We start from the raw sequence: 14,577 nt of genomic DNA on the forward strand, positions 1-14,577 counted from the left end.
CAAATGCACATGGTAAATGCACATGGAGAAAACACAACGAATAAACTGCCACAGATGCCGACATTACTTTGTAACCTGGGAGCCGGCCAAACCCCATGGATGCCGGGCAATGGGCTTCAAATCAAAGATGATTCCCTCGGCTGTCGTACGCCGTTCAACAGGCAAGCCCTGCATGCTCTTCGAAAAAAAACAGCCATCCCCGACCAAACAAACTTGATTTATCCTTCCCCATGTTTATCTTAGACCACTATGAACGAAAAAAATGAAAACATACCTGACCCCAAACGTATAGAAAAAGAGCTTGGCGAGTTTCTCAACAAGAAGTTCGGCGGTACTGTAAAAATCCTCTCCCCCTCCCTGGCCACAAACGAGGCACCCATTACAGGAAAGGGGACATCTTCAGGTAGAAAAAAACTTGTCAATTTCAACATCAAGCCCCAGGAACTGATTGCCTATCTGGACCAGTATATTGTGAAACAGAAAAGGGCAAAATCAGTTCTTGCAACCAAGATCTGCACCCACTTCAACCGGGTCAAACACCTCGAAACAACCAAACATTCAGACGTCAGGATAACGGGAAGCATCAAATCCAACATACTCATGCTCGGTCCCACGGGCGTTGGCAAAACCTATATTGTAAAACTTATTGCAAAACGCATTGGCGTTCCCTTTGTCAAGGCCGATGCCACTAAATTTTCTGAAACCGGTTATGTGGGCGGTGATGTGGATGATCTTGTCCGGGATCTTGTGAAGGAGGCGGACGATGATATTGAACTTGCCGAATGCGGCATCATCTATCTGGACGAAATTGATAAAATTGCCGCAAGCAGCAATCTCAGGGGTGCTGACATCTCCAGAACCGGGGTTCAGCGGGCACTTTTAAAGCCCATGGAAGAAACAGATGTGGACCTCAAGGTTCCCCATGACCCGGTGTCCATGATGCAGGAGCTTGAAAGCTTCCAGCGAACGGGCAAAAGAAGCGAGCGAAGGGTAAACACATCCAACATCCTCTTTATCATGAGCGGGGCCTTTTCCGATCTCAATGAAATTGTCTCAAGACGGGTAACCCACCACGCCATGGGATTTGGTTCATCCCTTGCCAAGGCAAAAACGAACAGTGACATTTTAAAGCAGGTCACGGCTGAAGATCTGGTCGAGTTCGGGTTTGAATCTGAATTTATTGGCAGACTTCCTGTGCGGTGCGTCCTTGACACCCTTTCCAAAGACGACCTTTTTACCATCCTGACCATGCCCAACAATCCTGTCATACTTGGGAAAAGGCTTGATTTTGCTGCCTACGGCATTGACATCGTGTTTACACCCGAAGCCCTGGACATCCTTGCCCAAAGGGCTTTCGAGGAGAACACCGGTGCCAGGGGGCTTGTAAGCGTTGTTGAGAACGCCCTTCTTGAATTTGAAGAAAAGCTTCCTTCTTCAACAATTAAAAGATTTGTGGTAACACCAGGGGTAATCACAGACCCAAGGGCTGAACTTGCCCTTATTCTGGCCGATGAAAACCGTGACCAGCTGGAACTGGCCTTTCTTGAGGCAATCCAGGAAACAAGGCAGGCCCTGTCCAACCATATTCTTAACAACTGGAAAAGTCTCTCCCTTCACCACGGTCTTACCCTGTCTAAGGAGAGAAGTGATCTTGTGGCCCAGTACTACTGCACCCATGTCACTGAACTTGGAACAGCCATCCAATCCATTAAAACCTATTATGAGTCCATCAAAAAGGTGGAGGTGGATTTCTACCACAAGCATGACATCAACATCGTGTTTGAAGAGGATGCCATTGACTCGCTCATTGAACAGTTCATCAAGTACGAGATTACCTCTGATGACCTCATGGCTAAAATTTACAACGATTTTTACGACGGTCTAAATCTGATCCGGGAAAAATCCGGAACAAATCGGTTCTTTATTCCAAGAAAAGCCCTTCTGGACCAAGAGGCGTTTCTTGCTGAACTTATCAGGAAAATAATATCATGATCGGAATTTCTAAGAGCTCTTGTGTGACCGTGGGACCATCTGTGACATTGCGTGATTCCCGCGACTCAGGCACCCTGCCCTCGCACCTGTTTCAGTTCTCTCTAGATAAAAAACCCGTGATCGTGTGTAACATAACAAGGCGATCTAAGCTGCGCTGTGTATACTCCTTTGCACAGTCAGAAGATCTTTCCTACGAAAACGAACTTGAACAGAAAGAGAGCCTTGCCATGATCGATGACCTGGCAGCCTTTGGCGTGCCTGTCATCCTGTTTTCAGGCGGCGAACCCCTGGTTCACCCAAGGCTTGCCGAGTATGCAGAATATGCGGTAAGCAAGGGAATGCGGGCCGTCATCTCCACCAACGGTACCCTGATCACCAAGGAAAAGGCCAAGACGCTCAAGGAAATCGGCCTTTCCTACGTGGGTATCAGCCTGGATGGACTGGAAGCGACCCACGACCTTTTCCGGGGCATGAAAGGGGCATACCAGAAGGCGCTTACCGGCATACGAAACTGCCAGGAAGCTGGCATCAAGGTAGGACTAAGGTTCACCATCAACAAGCGCAATGTCACTGAGATCCCGGGCATCTTTGACCTGCTTGAACGAATGAACATCCCCAGGGCCTGCTTTTACCACCTGGTCTACTCGGGCAGGGGATCAAGCATTGCCAACGAAGACCTCTCCCACGAGGAGACAAGGAAAGCCCTTGATCTTATCATGGCCCTCACAAAAGACCTCCATGACCGGAACCATCCCAAGGAGATTCTCACTGTTGATAACCATGCAGACGGTCCCTATCTCTATTTAAAACTCCTAAAGGAAGATCCTGAACGGGCAGCCGAGGTTCTGGAATTGCTTCAGAAGAACGAGGGCAACAATTCAGGCCGCGGTTTTGGCTGCATCTCCTGGGACGGCGAGGTCTATCCGGACCAGTTCTCAAGGGACAAGAGCCTTGGCAACATCAGGAAACGGCCATTTTCTGAGATCTGGATGGACGAGACCAACGAATACCTCATGAAGCTCAAGAAGAAAAAACTTTACGTTAAGGGCCGCTGCGCAGACTGCCGCTGGCTTGACATCTGCGCAGGAAATTTCAGGGCCAGGGCTGAATCCATTGCCGGCGATCCCTGGGACACAGATCCCGCCTGTTTTTTAACCGACCAGGAAATCAAAAAGGAGGATTGATCATGCTGTTTCCAGATTACAGGGCAAGGCGCCTCAGGGAAACCCCTAACTTCAGACGGATGATCAGGGAGACTACCCTGCTTGTGGATGACCTGATCCTGCCCCTTTTTGCCGTTACCGGCAAGGGGATCAAAAAGCCCATCGCCTCCATGCCCGGTCAGTTTCATCTTTCCTGCGACATGCTGGTCAAAACGGTAAAAGAGGCCCATGACTTAGGTATTCCTGCGGTCATGCTCTTTGGTCTGCCCGACAAAAAAGACAGTCTGGGCACCGGGGCCTATGCTGAATCGGGCATTGTCCAACAGGCCATCAAGGCGGTAAAAGATGCCGTCCCCGATATTGCAGTACTCACGGATGTCTGCCTGTGCCAGTACACCGACCACGGCCATTGCGGCATGATCCAGGACGGCAGGATCGACAATGATTCCTCCCTTGACCTTCTGGCACGGGTGGCCCTTTCCCATGCCCGTGCCGGGGCCGACATGGTAGCTCCCTCCGACATGATGGACGGCCGGGTGGGTGAAATCCGCCAGACCCTTGATGAAGAGGGCTTTTCCAATACCCCCATCATGTCCTATGCCGTGAAATACGCCTCGGCCTTTTACGGACCGTTTCGGGATGCTGTCTCGTCCGCCCCCAAATTCGGGGACCGGAAGACCTACCAGATGGATCCAGGCAACGCCATTGAAGCAATCCGGGAAGCCACCATGGACATTGAAGAGGGTGCCGACATCATCATGGTGAAACCTGCCCTCTCATACCTTGACATCATCAACCGGCTCAAGGATGAAATCGATCTTCCCATTGCCGCCTACAGCGTGAGCGGAGAGTATGCCATGATCAAGGCCGCAGAAATCATGGGATGGATTGACGGACAAAAGGTCGTCATGGAAACGCTTTTGTCCATCAAGCGTGCCGGTGCCGACATGATCCTGACCTACTCGGCCATTGAAGCGGCCAAGGCCATCAACTCAAGGGAATATTAGGCCTATGCATCCTGAAAAACAAGTTTTGACCAACAAGCATTCCCACATCCTTCGGCTTGTGGCATGGGAAACAACCAGACGGTGCAACCTCTCCTGCGTCCACTGCCGTGCTGCTGCCGAGGATCACGACTACCCGGATGAACTCGACACAACGGCGTCGTTTAAGCTTCTTGACCAGATCCGGGAGGTGGGTGAACCCATCATTATACTCACCGGAGGCGAACCCCTTCTCCGGCCGGATATCTTTGATATTGCCGCCTACGGCACATCCATTGGACTCAGAATGGTCATGGCACCCAACGGCACCCTGATCACCCGGGAAAATGCACTGAAGATGAAAGCATCGGGCATTAAACGGATCAGCATCAGCATTGACGGTGCAACCAAGGAAAGCCACGACCGCTTCAGGGGCGTTGAAGGAGCCTATGATGGCGCCCTCAACGGTATTGCCCGTGCCAAAGAGGCGGGGATTGATTTTCAGATTAATACGGTCATCACCCAGACTAACCTCAAGGAGATTCCCAGCATTCTTGCCCTGGCAGAATCCCTTGGCGCAGTTGCCCACCACATTTTTCTTCTGGTTCCAACGGGACGGGGAAAATACATCGTGGACCAGGAAATCAATGCCCAGGAGTATGAAAAAACCCTGAACTGGTTTTATGACCAGCGGGAAAAAACTTCCCTTCAGCTCAAGGCCACCTGTGCACCCCACTATTACCGGATCCTGAGACAGCGGGCCAAGGAAGAGGGAAAAAAGGTAAACTTTGATACCCACGGACTCGATGCCGTAACCCGGGGATGCCTTGCCGGTACAGGCTTCTGTTTCATCTCCCACGTTGGAAGGGTTCAGACCTGCGGATTCCTTGATGTAACCTGCGGAGACATCAAAAAGACCCATTTTAAAGAGGTGTGGGAAAACTCAGAGGTGTTTAATCGGCTTCGAAATATTGACAACTACGAGGGCAAATGCGGGGTGTGCGAGTATACCCGGGTGTGCGGTGGCTGCAGGGCCCGTGCCTATGAGGCAACGGGCAACTACATGGCCGAAGAACCGCTATGCACCTATCAGCCGGGCAAGCGATAGTTAGTGTTTGAACGAAAACTCACCCACCTGCTGCGTTGCTTCACAAAGCTACCAAATTATAAATTGGGCCTCACGTACAACAGTACGCTCCGGTTTCAGCTTTGCTCGCGCCTTGCATCTGGGCAAGTTTTCATCCAAACACGAGTTTTCGTCAGGCACTAGTTAATTTTAATGGATGGAGTTGAGCATCAGGGTGATGGGTCGATCCTCTTCACTGCTGCCGGTGAACCTGACGGGTCCGGGACGACGATAGCAGTCGTCCCCGGGTTCTGCAGCAAGCCACTTCTCCCTGAGCGCTTTGACCACCCTGAAGGCGTTGGACTCCACATCCACAATGCTCTTCTCAATAACCAGGGCAAGCTTTCCCTTTCTCTCCTCAAGGTGCATGAGGCTTGAGATGGGGATGCCCAGGGGTTCCCATTTACAGAACTTGTGCTCAAGGTTTTTGATAACCGCCATCTGACCGGTTGCCCCGTTGGCAATGAGACTGAAGGCCGTCAGACCAAGGTTGTAGGTGTAGTTACAGTCAAACTTGGTGGGATCACTTCCCCGGCCGTCATACCCGTAAAAGTGGGTCTGGATGCTGAACTTGGGAACTGACTTCTTAAAAAGATCCACCACACTCCCGGGTAAATCCTTTTCATCATCGATCAAACCTGCGTTCATCACCGTCTGGGTCAGGGTCTTAAGGGAGATGATTGTCTCCTTGACCAGGAGATAGCCGTCCTGGTCATAATTTTTAAATATGGCCCGGCCAAAGCCTTCGGCATCCAGCCCATCCATCGCCATTAAAGATTCATAGGAACGCCGGTTTATCCCCACCTTGTAAATGCCCTTTTCCCTTAAAATTTCAAGGTAATCCATGGCCATGTCCATGAGTATCTTTTCGGTCTTTACCTGGGAAAACTGAAAGTTGCCGTGGGTATCCCTCTCAACCAGCAATCCCTCCTGGAAAAAAGCGGGAAGGTCGTTGAACAGTTCGTCATCCCTCAGATTCCAGATCGGGGACGCAGCCCTGTCGCTGATCCCCCTTGACAGCCTTCTCAAATAGTCAAGCCTTGCATCCAGGTTGGGAAACGAGGCGTGAAAGTCAAGGTCATGGACATTGTTAAACTCGGCAATGATGGTACTGAGCTTGATAATGAAAATCTGTATCTCGTTAATGAACTCAAGAACCCCTTCAGGGATAATCATCACCCCGTAATTTTTACCGCTGGCGGCCCGCTTTACTATGGTTTCACAAATGAGTCGGGAAAGATGGCGAAGGGTCATGCCATATGCCGTATAATCAATTTCACCCCGTTCCTGGGCAGCCTTAAGCCGCTCCTGGTCCACATAGTCGGCAAGGTCCTCACCGATAAGGGTGAGGTTGGCATGGGTCTGTAGGGCTGTCTCCAGGGCCAGATGACTTGCCACCCGCCCCATCACCTTGCACACATGCCAGTACTTGATGTCGCTTGACGCATCCGTGCACAGATTGCTGATATTCTGGGCAAATGCCCTTGCCGCCGTGTGAAACCCGAATGAGGTGGAGCAAAGAACGTCACCATCTTCAGTCGAAACTCGGATGTCACCGTCAATGGTCTTTGGGACGCCGATGACCTGAATGCCGTCGACCTTGAGTTCCTGGGCAAGGAAGGCGGCATTGGTGTTGGAATCATCACCTCCCACAATGACCAGGGCATCAAGTTCAAGGGCCTTGCAGGTGGCCCGGGAGAGATCCATTTTCTTTTTAAGATCGATCTTTGTACGACCCGTCTTGATCATGTTAAAACCGCCCATATTCCGGTAGGCGTCTACCAGGCTTTCGGTGATTTCAACATAGGAACGTTCAAGAATTCCGGCCGGCCCCAGGATAAACCCATAGACCCTGGATGCGGGATTTGCCTTTTTCGCTGCGTCAAAGATCCCGGAAATAACATTATGCCCGCCAGGGGCGGGGCCGCCTGAAAAAACAATACCGATATTTCTGCGTTTAAAGTAGCGTTCCTGTTCCGTTGAATGTTCCGGAGTGCCTGGGACAATCTTTTGAACATGATTATCAATGATGTCGGCAAGCACCTTTTCCGCCTCCCTGTCCTGGGAGAAGCGATACTGGGGCTGGTCTTCAAGCACGGTAAATCCTTCTGAAAAGACCTGGCATTTTTTGGGTGCAAAGGCCCGCCGTTCTATGGCCTCTCGATTTATATCGGCGATGACACTTGCGGTTTTTGCATGGTTCAGAAGCGTCTTAATATCAATCCTGGATGAATGTTCCATTCAAATCTCCATTTTTCCTAATTCAGCACCACCCGGTTTCTTCCGTCCTGTTTTGCCTGATAAACTGCAGCATCGGCACGACCCAAAACATCCTGGGGCACAGCATCGTTCTCTCGAACCTGGGTGACGCCAATGCTCACTGTTACTTTTACAGCATCCTTCTTGTAAAGGAACGCTATTCTTTCAATGGTCTTTCTTATTTTTTCTGCAACGTTTTTTGCATTTGCAGCGTCGGTTTCGGGCATGACCAGCACAAACTCTTCACCCCCATACCTGGCCAGCATATCGCTCTTGCGTATAAGTTTCGAGGCTCTTTTGATGATCTCCTGGAGGCATTTATCCCCAATGGCATGGCCATAGGTGTCATTGATGTTTTTGAAATGATCCGCATCAATGAAAAGCAGGGAAAAAAGGGTTCCATACCGCAGAAACCGATCCATCTCATCCTCAATTCGCTGGTTGTAAGCCCTTCGGTTATAGGCCCCGGTAAGGGGATCCTGATTGATCTTACGTTCAAGTTCCCTTGAGTGTGCGGTGGCCTGGACAAGTTCTGTTCTCAGCTTCTCAAATTCGGTTTCAAAGGTCTGGTGATTTGATGTTACAAATCCTTTAATTTGCGCCTCATCAATCACCTTCTGCTTCAAGGCTCCCTCGATGGTTGCAAAGGAACTTGCAAGCCGGGCCTTTACCTCTTCAAGATTCCCGTCTATATCAAGGGTTTTTCTTGCCTGGTCGATCTCATTTTTCAACACCAGATCAAAGGCATCGCCCGGCTCGAGCATTGCTCCAAAATGATCAAACGACAGCCGGATGATCTCCTCCATCCCAAGAATTTGTCTGACAATATCCTTTACAAAAATGGCCAGTTTTTCCCGATCCCTGCCAATATCGGTTATGTGCCCATGCAAAATATGAAACAGCTCATCACGGACCTTCCCCATGGATTCAAGATCACTGACCTTGACAATTCTGTCTGAAAGCTGGTTCAAGGCGCTCCAATGGGATGACTCCAGGGTGCCATTCAAGGTATCGATAATGTCAAGATAACCCTGTTTAAAGGCCTTCATCAAATGGTCACTGGATCCCTTGAAAAGGCTTGAAAAAAAAGGTTTGTCTTTTCCCCTGTCAACTTCCGGATCTTCGTTGAGTATGGCCTGATGGAACTTCTGGAACAGTCCCTCGATCCTTTCAGTTGAGGCATTTTTTTTCAGTTCTGCTGAAAGGTCCTTGAGTACGAATGCGACCCCTCTGTTTTTCTCGGTCACAAGATCAATTATCAGGGGAACAAAGCGACTGTAAAGGCGTTGGTTTTTTTCAAAACGTTCTTCATTGATATCGAGCTCCTTGAGGAGAATATTTTTCTGGGACTCAAGACGGTCAATCCTGGCCCTTAATTCATAGACCTGCCTTTTTTCACCCTTGTCATCCATGAAGTTACCTCAGAAAGTATGTACTATAAACCAATCCCTGGCCATGCCTGTTGTCCGCTGTAACAATTACCATGCCACCTCCCCTTTGGCAAGTGCCTTCCTAAGATACGTTTAACCCTTGATTAACCCGGCATAATTATGTAAAAAGAAGGCTGATTAAATCATTATTTAAGGAATTAGTAACTGTGGAGATTCGTCTGTTTAAAAAAAAAGGGGAAACCCCGAACAAAGAGACCGGCAACGGGATATTGGGACGGTTCAAACAGGGCCTATCCCGGACCCGTGATATTCTTTTTACCGATATTGACGATCTTTTTTCCAAAAAAAGAGTCATTGATGACACCCTTTTAGAAGAGATAGAAGAAAGTCTCATCATGGCAGACCTTGGGGTAGACCTCTGCCTGAAGGTCATGGAGAATGTCTCCAGAAAGAGCAAAAAGCTATCAACAGCCAATGAGCTCAAAGATCTCCTGAAAGCCGAAATCCAGGCCCTTTTCCCCGGGGAACCGTCAGCCCCGGAACCGACAGCCGTTGTAAAACCAAGGGTCATCATGGTCGTTGGCGTCAATGGGACGGGCAAGACTACGACCCTTGGCAAACTTGCCATGAAATTTACCAATGAGGGTCAGAAGGTTTTGATTGCAGCCGCAGACACCTTCAGGGCCGCCGCCATTGAGCAGGTATCGGAATGGGCCAGACGGGCCAACGTCGGGATTGTCAAACACAGGGATGGTGCAGACCCTGCAGCCGTTGCCTTTGACGGTGTTGAAGCCGCCATTGCAAGGGGGATTGACGTCCTTCTCATTGACACGGCAGGAAGGCTTCATACCCAGAAAAACCTCATGGAAGAGTTGAAGAAAATCAAACGCACCATTGCAAAACGGCTTCCAGGTGCCCCCCACGAAGTCCTCATGGTCCTTGATGCCACCACCGGACAAAACGCCATCTCCCAGGCTAAGCTGTTTAACGAAGCCGTGGGCGTTACAGCCCTTGCCCTGACCAAGCTTGATGGGACAGCCAAGGGCGGCATTGCGGTCTCCATTTCAGGCACAATGGAAATCCCGTTGAAATATATTGGCCTGGGCGAGGGGATCAACGATCTTCAGGAGTTTAACTCCCAGTTGTTCATCAATGCGTTGTTTGATTAAAGGAGCAGACTATGGCCGTAGTTGTCCAGTACATCGTTGTCAGAAACGGAGTCGAAAAAATGACCTTTGCGACAAAAAAAGAAGCCGACGCCCATGACAAAATGCTCGATATTGCCGACAACCTCTCTGCCTTTTTAAAGGCAAGCAAAATCAAACTCAGCGACGACCAGAATGAGGAAATCGCCCTGCTCCTGGCCCAGGAACGCGACACCGTTACCGCTCTGTTACGGGGTGTAGCGCCTTCTACTGCTTCAGCAAAGAAAAAAGCGACCCCTGCCAAGTCCGAAGCCAAGCCCAAGACAACGAAAAAGACACCACCGGCTGCCACTGCATGACCCCGGGGGTGACGGGTTTTCCACGGCTACCACTGCGCTTATTTTCAGTTTAAAAAGGCGGTTTCATCATTGGCTTTCCAATCACAGCCATTATCATCGGGTAAACCGTCCCGGCGCTGGCTCATTTTGATCCTTGCCGGCACCCTGTTTATTCTCTCCCAGTTTTACCGATCCTCCGTGGCCGTTATCGCCCCGAACCTGGTGGCGGATTTGAAACTTGATGCCTGGGAGCTGAGTACCGTGTCAGCATCCTTTTTCTACGCATTTGCCTTGATGCAGATTCCCGTGGGCATGTTCCTTGACACCATCGGGCCGAGAATCACCATGACAGCCCTGACCCTGGTTTCCGTGGCAGGGGCATTCTTGTTTGCCACGGGTGACTCCTACCATTACCTTGCCCTTGGCAGGGCCATGCTCGGCATCGGCATGGCATGTAATTTTATGGGAACACTGAAACTGATCACCATCTGGTTCAAACCCAACCAGTTTGCAACATTATCTGCCGTCATTGTGTCTGCTGGCACTGTTGGTAATATCTTTGCTGCCACCCCCCTTGTCCTTATGGTTCAAGCCATGGGTTGGAGAAACAGTTTTCTGACCATATCTGGGGTCTCCTTGGTCATGGCGTTTTCTTTCTTTATCCTGGTAAAGGACCGCTCCAGTCAACCCACAGCGACAAATGACAGGACGACCACCCATCCCAGTGTCAGACAGACCCTTCAACGGGGACGCACCCTTTTTTCCCGCCGGGATTTCTGGATCATCTCTTTTTCCACCTTTTGCCGCTATGGCATTTTTGCCTCGGTCCAGTCATTATGGGCAGGGCCTTATCTGATCAATGTGGCCGGCCTCTCCGGCGTTGCCACGGGCAATATTATCCTGCTCATGAGCATCGGCATGATCATCGGCAGCCCCATCAGCGGCCATTTGTCCGACCAGATCCTGAATTCACGAAAACGAGTCATCGTTCCCGGCCTCCTGGGCATGGCAGGCATCCTCGGAATTCTCATCTTTCTTCCCCCCAATGCCGGTAAAATGACACTCTCCCTTCTTTTTCTCGGGTTTGGCCTTGTCAGCAGTTCAGGCCAGGTGATGTACGCACACATCAAGGAACAGGTTCCCCTTGAGAATGCAGGCATGGCAATGACGGGAATTAATTTTTTTACCATGGCAGGGGTGGCCGTTTTTCTCCAGGGACTGGGTTCTTTAATGAAATTTCTCTATCCTGGAACCTCCCTTGGGCCTGGGGCATTCAGAGGCGCATTTGTCTTTTGCAGCGTCTGCCTCACCCTTATCGGAATGTTTTACACCCTGACATCGGAAACCATGGACAAGAAAAAAGAATAAGAAAAAAGAAATTAAAAATGACTCCGATCTGGCTCTGTGTTTTATTGATAGCCGGTATTGCAGCAAAAGAAAGGAGACTGGGTGTCATTCTTCCCGTCAGCGTCCTTATTGCCAATCTCCCCCAGCTCAGGGTCGCCGGCAAAGAGGAGAACCTGTCTGATCTTTCCCTTGGAACCTGGTTGCTCTCCATGTCAGATGGTTTTGTATGGGGGCGTATTCACGGATTGAACATGATGTCTCAATTATGATTTTTGCGGTCCTGCAGCTGACCACTTTTCAACGCATGCGTTTCATGGCCTGTATCCTTTTGCAGATCAAAATTTGACAAATCCAATTCCATATGACATTGAATTCAACGATAATCGGCAATTGGGGTGAACGATTTGGATTGATGTGCTATTTAATCCCTTGGTCACAGCTATCCTTTCGATTATATTTGGGGAAACAAAAAAGGTGACAACAAACAATACGGCTATGAAGAAACAGGTGTCTGCATTAAACACCTTTTGGATCGTTGAATACTTGAAAAACAATTTTCTGAATATGAACTTCACCGGGATTCTAAACCAGGTAAACCGGGAAAGGCCCTTTTTAATCGAAAACTTAAAAACCGGAAAAATTGAACCTGTCTCGATCCTTCATTTAACCGACACGGCATACTGGCTATCCAATGAATTCATGATTAAGCTTTATGCCACTGTGCAAGCGAGGGTTCCCGATCCTAACCTTGCATATAAAATCGGAAAGTCATGCTGCAAGTCCGATCATATTCTTAAAACAGCCATAGGTATTCCATTACTGGGTCCCTACAGGCTGTTAAAAATAATTTCTAAGGAAAACAAAAAATACAACCGCACAAAAGAAAGCCTTATTCTGAAAATAGAAAAAGGACGGGTTGTCATTCGATTAATCCACAATAACAATATAATTGTTAATCAATTTGCCATAGACTGGCACTCAGGAATTTTTGAATCCTATGCAAGAATATCCGGTGCAACCAATATCAGGATAAACGCTACCTGTGTTGAAAAAGGCCCTGAAAAATACGGAGACCCAGGCCGGGGTATTTGGGATTTTGATATTCACTTTCAATATCGAAACCTGGGAACCCGGATATTTAATGCAATCCTATCCCAAATTCCTTCTATAAAAACGATCATCATAAACTCCAATAAAATTCAGGCAGAATACAACGAACAGATCCTGAACCGGGACCGGATCATCAGGGAAAAAGCAGATAAACTCAAAGCAATTCATGATAAACTTTTCAAGGTTGAAAGAGAAAATATTAAAAGAAAACTGCAAAACATTTCAACCGAACTCGTTGCCACTGAGGAACGGGAAAAGAGACTCATTGCTGAGGATCTTCACGACAGTGTCAGCCAGTCCCTTGCCTTAAGCCTGTTTAAAATCAAAAACATCACTGGTTCAACATTAATGGGAAATCTGGATGAGTTGACCACTGTTGAAAAAACATTGGAAAAAGCAGTGTCAGATCTAAGATCACTCACCTTCCAGATCAGTCCACCGATCTTATACAGCCTCGGCCTGGAGGCGACCATCAAATGGCTGGTCTCCGACATAAATACTCGGAATGAATTAAAAATATTGTTCAACAACAACATCAAAAACCCCGCTCAGATCGAAGACACTTTGAAGACTGTACTCTATCGCTCTGTCAGGGAACTGATCATCAACATACTCAAACACTCAAATGCGCAAACGGCACAAGTGACACTCTCTTTATTGGAAAACCAGTTTATCATCAGTGTAGAGGATGACGGTGTCGGTTTTGATACCGGCTGTCTGGAGAATAGGAATTCGTTAGGGTTTGGTTTAATCAATATTTCAGACAGAATTAAAGCCCTGGGGGGTGATATCGAAATATATTCGGAGCCTGGTAAAGGGTCCAATATCCTTATTCTTTCTCCTTTACTGGCATGGAGTGAAAATCTGGAATGAACCAAAATCCCATTACAATACTTTTAGTTGACGACCATGATATTTTGCGTCAAAGTCTGAAAAAAGCCTTGGAGGAAAAACCGAATGTCAAGGTTTTGCAGGGAGCCTGTAACGGCCTTGATGCCGTCCGCCTGACAGAAAAACATTGCCCCAATATTGTTATCATGGATATCAATATGCCTGATTTGAACGGTATTGAGGCTGCAAAACAGATTATATCAAAAAATCCCGATATAAAAATCATTGCACTGTCCATGCTGTGCGACGAATTCAACGTAAAAAGCATGATACAGGCCGGTGCAAAAGGATTTTTACTCAAAACATCTTCCCTGGAAGACCTCCATACGGCGATCTTGATGGTGGCCTCGGGAAAATCCTATCTTTGTCCAGAGGCTTTGAACATCATGATGGAAGACATTCAGACCCCGGGGGATACCAAGTTGCTTTGCCCATTACAAAGATTAACCCTGAGGGAGCGGGGGGTTATCCAACTCATCGCCGAGGGCTATACTAGTCAAGAAATTTCTGAAAAATTAAATATCAGTAAACGCACCGTTGATGTCCACAGAACAAATACCATGAATAAACTGAAAATCCACACCATTGCCGGACTGACCAGATTTGCAGTTAAAGAAGGTCTGATTACCCTATAAAGTAGCCTTTAATGAAATGGTACAAGGCATCCCCTCTTGTACCATCCCCCATCTTTCAAACCTGCCAAAACAGACAGGTTCTCCGGCCATGACATTTGAGCTGCATACACTTCATATTCTTTAAATAGGCTCACCCCATGTAGAAGCATTCATGGCCTGTGATTTGAAATTTTCAAGACACTAGGTACAACTTTCCT

The 14,577-nt window shown here is 48.5% G+C and carries 12 protein-coding genes; 10 read left to right on the forward strand and 2 right to left on the reverse strand.

Annotated features, from left to right (window positions below; genetic code table 11):
• Window positions 1-249 precede the first annotated feature (249 nt).
• Genes HRM2_RS13840 through ahbD form a run of 4 tightly spaced genes read left to right on the forward strand, consistent with a single transcriptional unit; the run spans window position 250 to window position 5,246 of the window.
• On the forward strand, window positions 250-1,992 hold the full coding sequence (locus tag HRM2_RS13840; protein WP_015904649.1) for an AAA family ATPase: 1,743 nt from the start codon (window positions 250-252) through the stop codon (window positions 1,990-1,992).
• Window positions 1,989-3,176 carry a 12,18-didecarboxysiroheme deacetylase gene (gene ahbC / locus HRM2_RS13845; protein WP_015904650.1) on the forward strand — a complete coding sequence of 396 codons (1,188 nt, stop codon included), beginning with the start codon at window positions 1,989-1,991 and terminating at the stop codon, window positions 3,174-3,176. Before HRM2_RS13840 ends, ahbC begins: the two co-directional genes overlap by 4 nt.
• Before the next feature lie 2 nt (window positions 3,177-3,178).
• Window positions 3,179-4,162: a porphobilinogen synthase gene (gene hemB, locus HRM2_RS13850; protein WP_015904651.1), complete on the forward strand. Its 984-nt coding sequence runs from the start codon at window positions 3,179-3,181 to the stop codon at window positions 4,160-4,162.
• A 4-nt stretch (window positions 4,163-4,166) separates the two neighbouring features.
• A complete protein-coding gene (gene ahbD, locus HRM2_RS13855) occupies window positions 4,167-5,246 on the forward strand; it encodes a heme b synthase (protein WP_015904652.1) in 1,080 nt (359 codons plus the stop codon).
• A gap of 168 nt (window positions 5,247-5,414) precedes the next feature.
• On the opposite strand, the gene HRM2_RS13860 is transcribed toward ahbD, so the two are convergent.
• Together HRM2_RS13860 and HRM2_RS13865 are read right to left on the reverse strand one after the other, a co-directional pair.
• Entirely contained in the window at window positions 5,415-7,505 is a 2,091-nt protein-coding gene (locus HRM2_RS13860; protein ID WP_015904653.1) for a 6-phosphofructokinase, read from the reverse strand.
• 17 nt (window positions 7,506-7,522) lie between these two features.
• On the reverse strand, window positions 7,523-8,935 hold the full coding sequence (locus HRM2_RS13865; RefSeq protein ID WP_015904654.1) for a GGDEF domain-containing protein: 1,413 nt from the start codon (window positions 8,933-8,935) through the stop codon (window positions 7,523-7,525).
• Between the two features lie 185 nt (window positions 8,936-9,120).
• On the opposite strand from HRM2_RS13865, the gene ftsY reads away from it, so the two are divergent.
• The 6 genes from ftsY (at window position 9,121) to HRM2_RS13895 (ending at window position 14,380) form a co-directional block, all read left to right on the forward strand.
• On the forward strand, window positions 9,121-10,083 hold the full coding sequence (ftsY, locus tag HRM2_RS13870; protein WP_015904655.1) for a signal recognition particle-docking protein FtsY: 963 nt from the start codon (window positions 9,121-9,123) through the stop codon (window positions 10,081-10,083).
• Window positions 10,084-10,094: 11 nt separating this feature from the next.
• Window positions 10,095-10,418, forward strand: a complete 324-nt coding sequence (locus tag HRM2_RS13875) for a YebG family protein (protein ID WP_015904656.1) — start codon at window positions 10,095-10,097, stop codon at window positions 10,416-10,418.
• Between the two features lie 69 nt (window positions 10,419-10,487).
• Window positions 10,488-11,765, forward strand: coding sequence for an MFS transporter (locus tag HRM2_RS13880; RefSeq protein WP_015904657.1), 1,278 nt, complete (start codon window positions 10,488-10,490; stop codon window positions 11,763-11,765).
• A 17-nt stretch (window positions 11,766-11,782) separates the two neighbouring features.
• Complete coding sequence (locus tag HRM2_RS13885; protein ID WP_015904658.1) at window positions 11,783-12,013, forward strand: hypothetical protein; 231 nt, start codon at window positions 11,783-11,785, stop codon at window positions 12,011-12,013.
• Between the two features lie 205 nt (window positions 12,014-12,218).
• Window positions 12,219-13,727, forward strand: a complete 1,509-nt coding sequence (locus HRM2_RS13890) for a sensor histidine kinase (RefSeq protein WP_148214630.1) — start codon at window positions 12,219-12,221, stop codon at window positions 13,725-13,727.
• Window positions 13,724-14,380 (forward strand): response regulator, encoded by a 657-nt coding sequence (locus HRM2_RS13895; protein WP_015904660.1) that lies wholly within the window; start codon window positions 13,724-13,726, stop codon window positions 14,378-14,380. The genes HRM2_RS13890 and HRM2_RS13895 overlap by 4 nt, the downstream gene beginning before the upstream one ends.
• Window positions 14,381-14,577: the final 197 nt, after the last annotated feature.

Origin of the sequence: Desulforapulum autotrophicum HRM2 (assembly GCF_000020365.1) — a bacterium.
In the GTDB taxonomy this organism is placed as follows: Bacteria; Desulfobacterota; Desulfobacteria; order Desulfobacterales; family Desulfobacteraceae; genus Desulforapulum; species Desulforapulum autotrophicum.

Coding starts and splice junctions, on each gene's coding strand:
- HRM2_RS13840 (WP_015904649.1), top strand. CDS start 250: ATGAACGAAAAAAATGAAAACATACCTGACCCCAAACGTATAGAAAAA.
- ahbC (WP_015904650.1), top strand. CDS start 1,989: ATGATCGGAATTTCTAAGAGCTCTTGTGTGACCGTGGGACCATCTGTG.
- hemB (WP_015904651.1), top strand. CDS start 3,179: ATGCTGTTTCCAGATTACAGGGCAAGGCGCCTCAGGGAAACCCCTAAC.
- ahbD (WP_015904652.1), top strand. CDS start 4,167: ATGCATCCTGAAAAACAAGTTTTGACCAACAAGCATTCCCACATCCTT.
- HRM2_RS13860 (WP_015904653.1), bottom strand. CDS start 7,505: ATGGAACATTCATCCAGGATTGATATTAAGACGCTTCTGAACCATGCA.
- HRM2_RS13865 (WP_015904654.1), bottom strand. CDS start 8,935: ATGGATGACAAGGGTGAAAAAAGGCAGGTCTATGAATTAAGGGCCAGG.
- HRM2_RS13875 (WP_015904656.1), top strand. CDS start 10,095: ATGGCCGTAGTTGTCCAGTACATCGTTGTCAGAAACGGAGTCGAAAAA.
- HRM2_RS13885 (WP_015904658.1), top strand. CDS start 11,783: ATGACTCCGATCTGGCTCTGTGTTTTATTGATAGCCGGTATTGCAGCA.
- HRM2_RS13895 (WP_015904660.1), top strand. CDS start 13,724: ATGAACCAAAATCCCATTACAATACTTTTAGTTGACGACCATGATATT.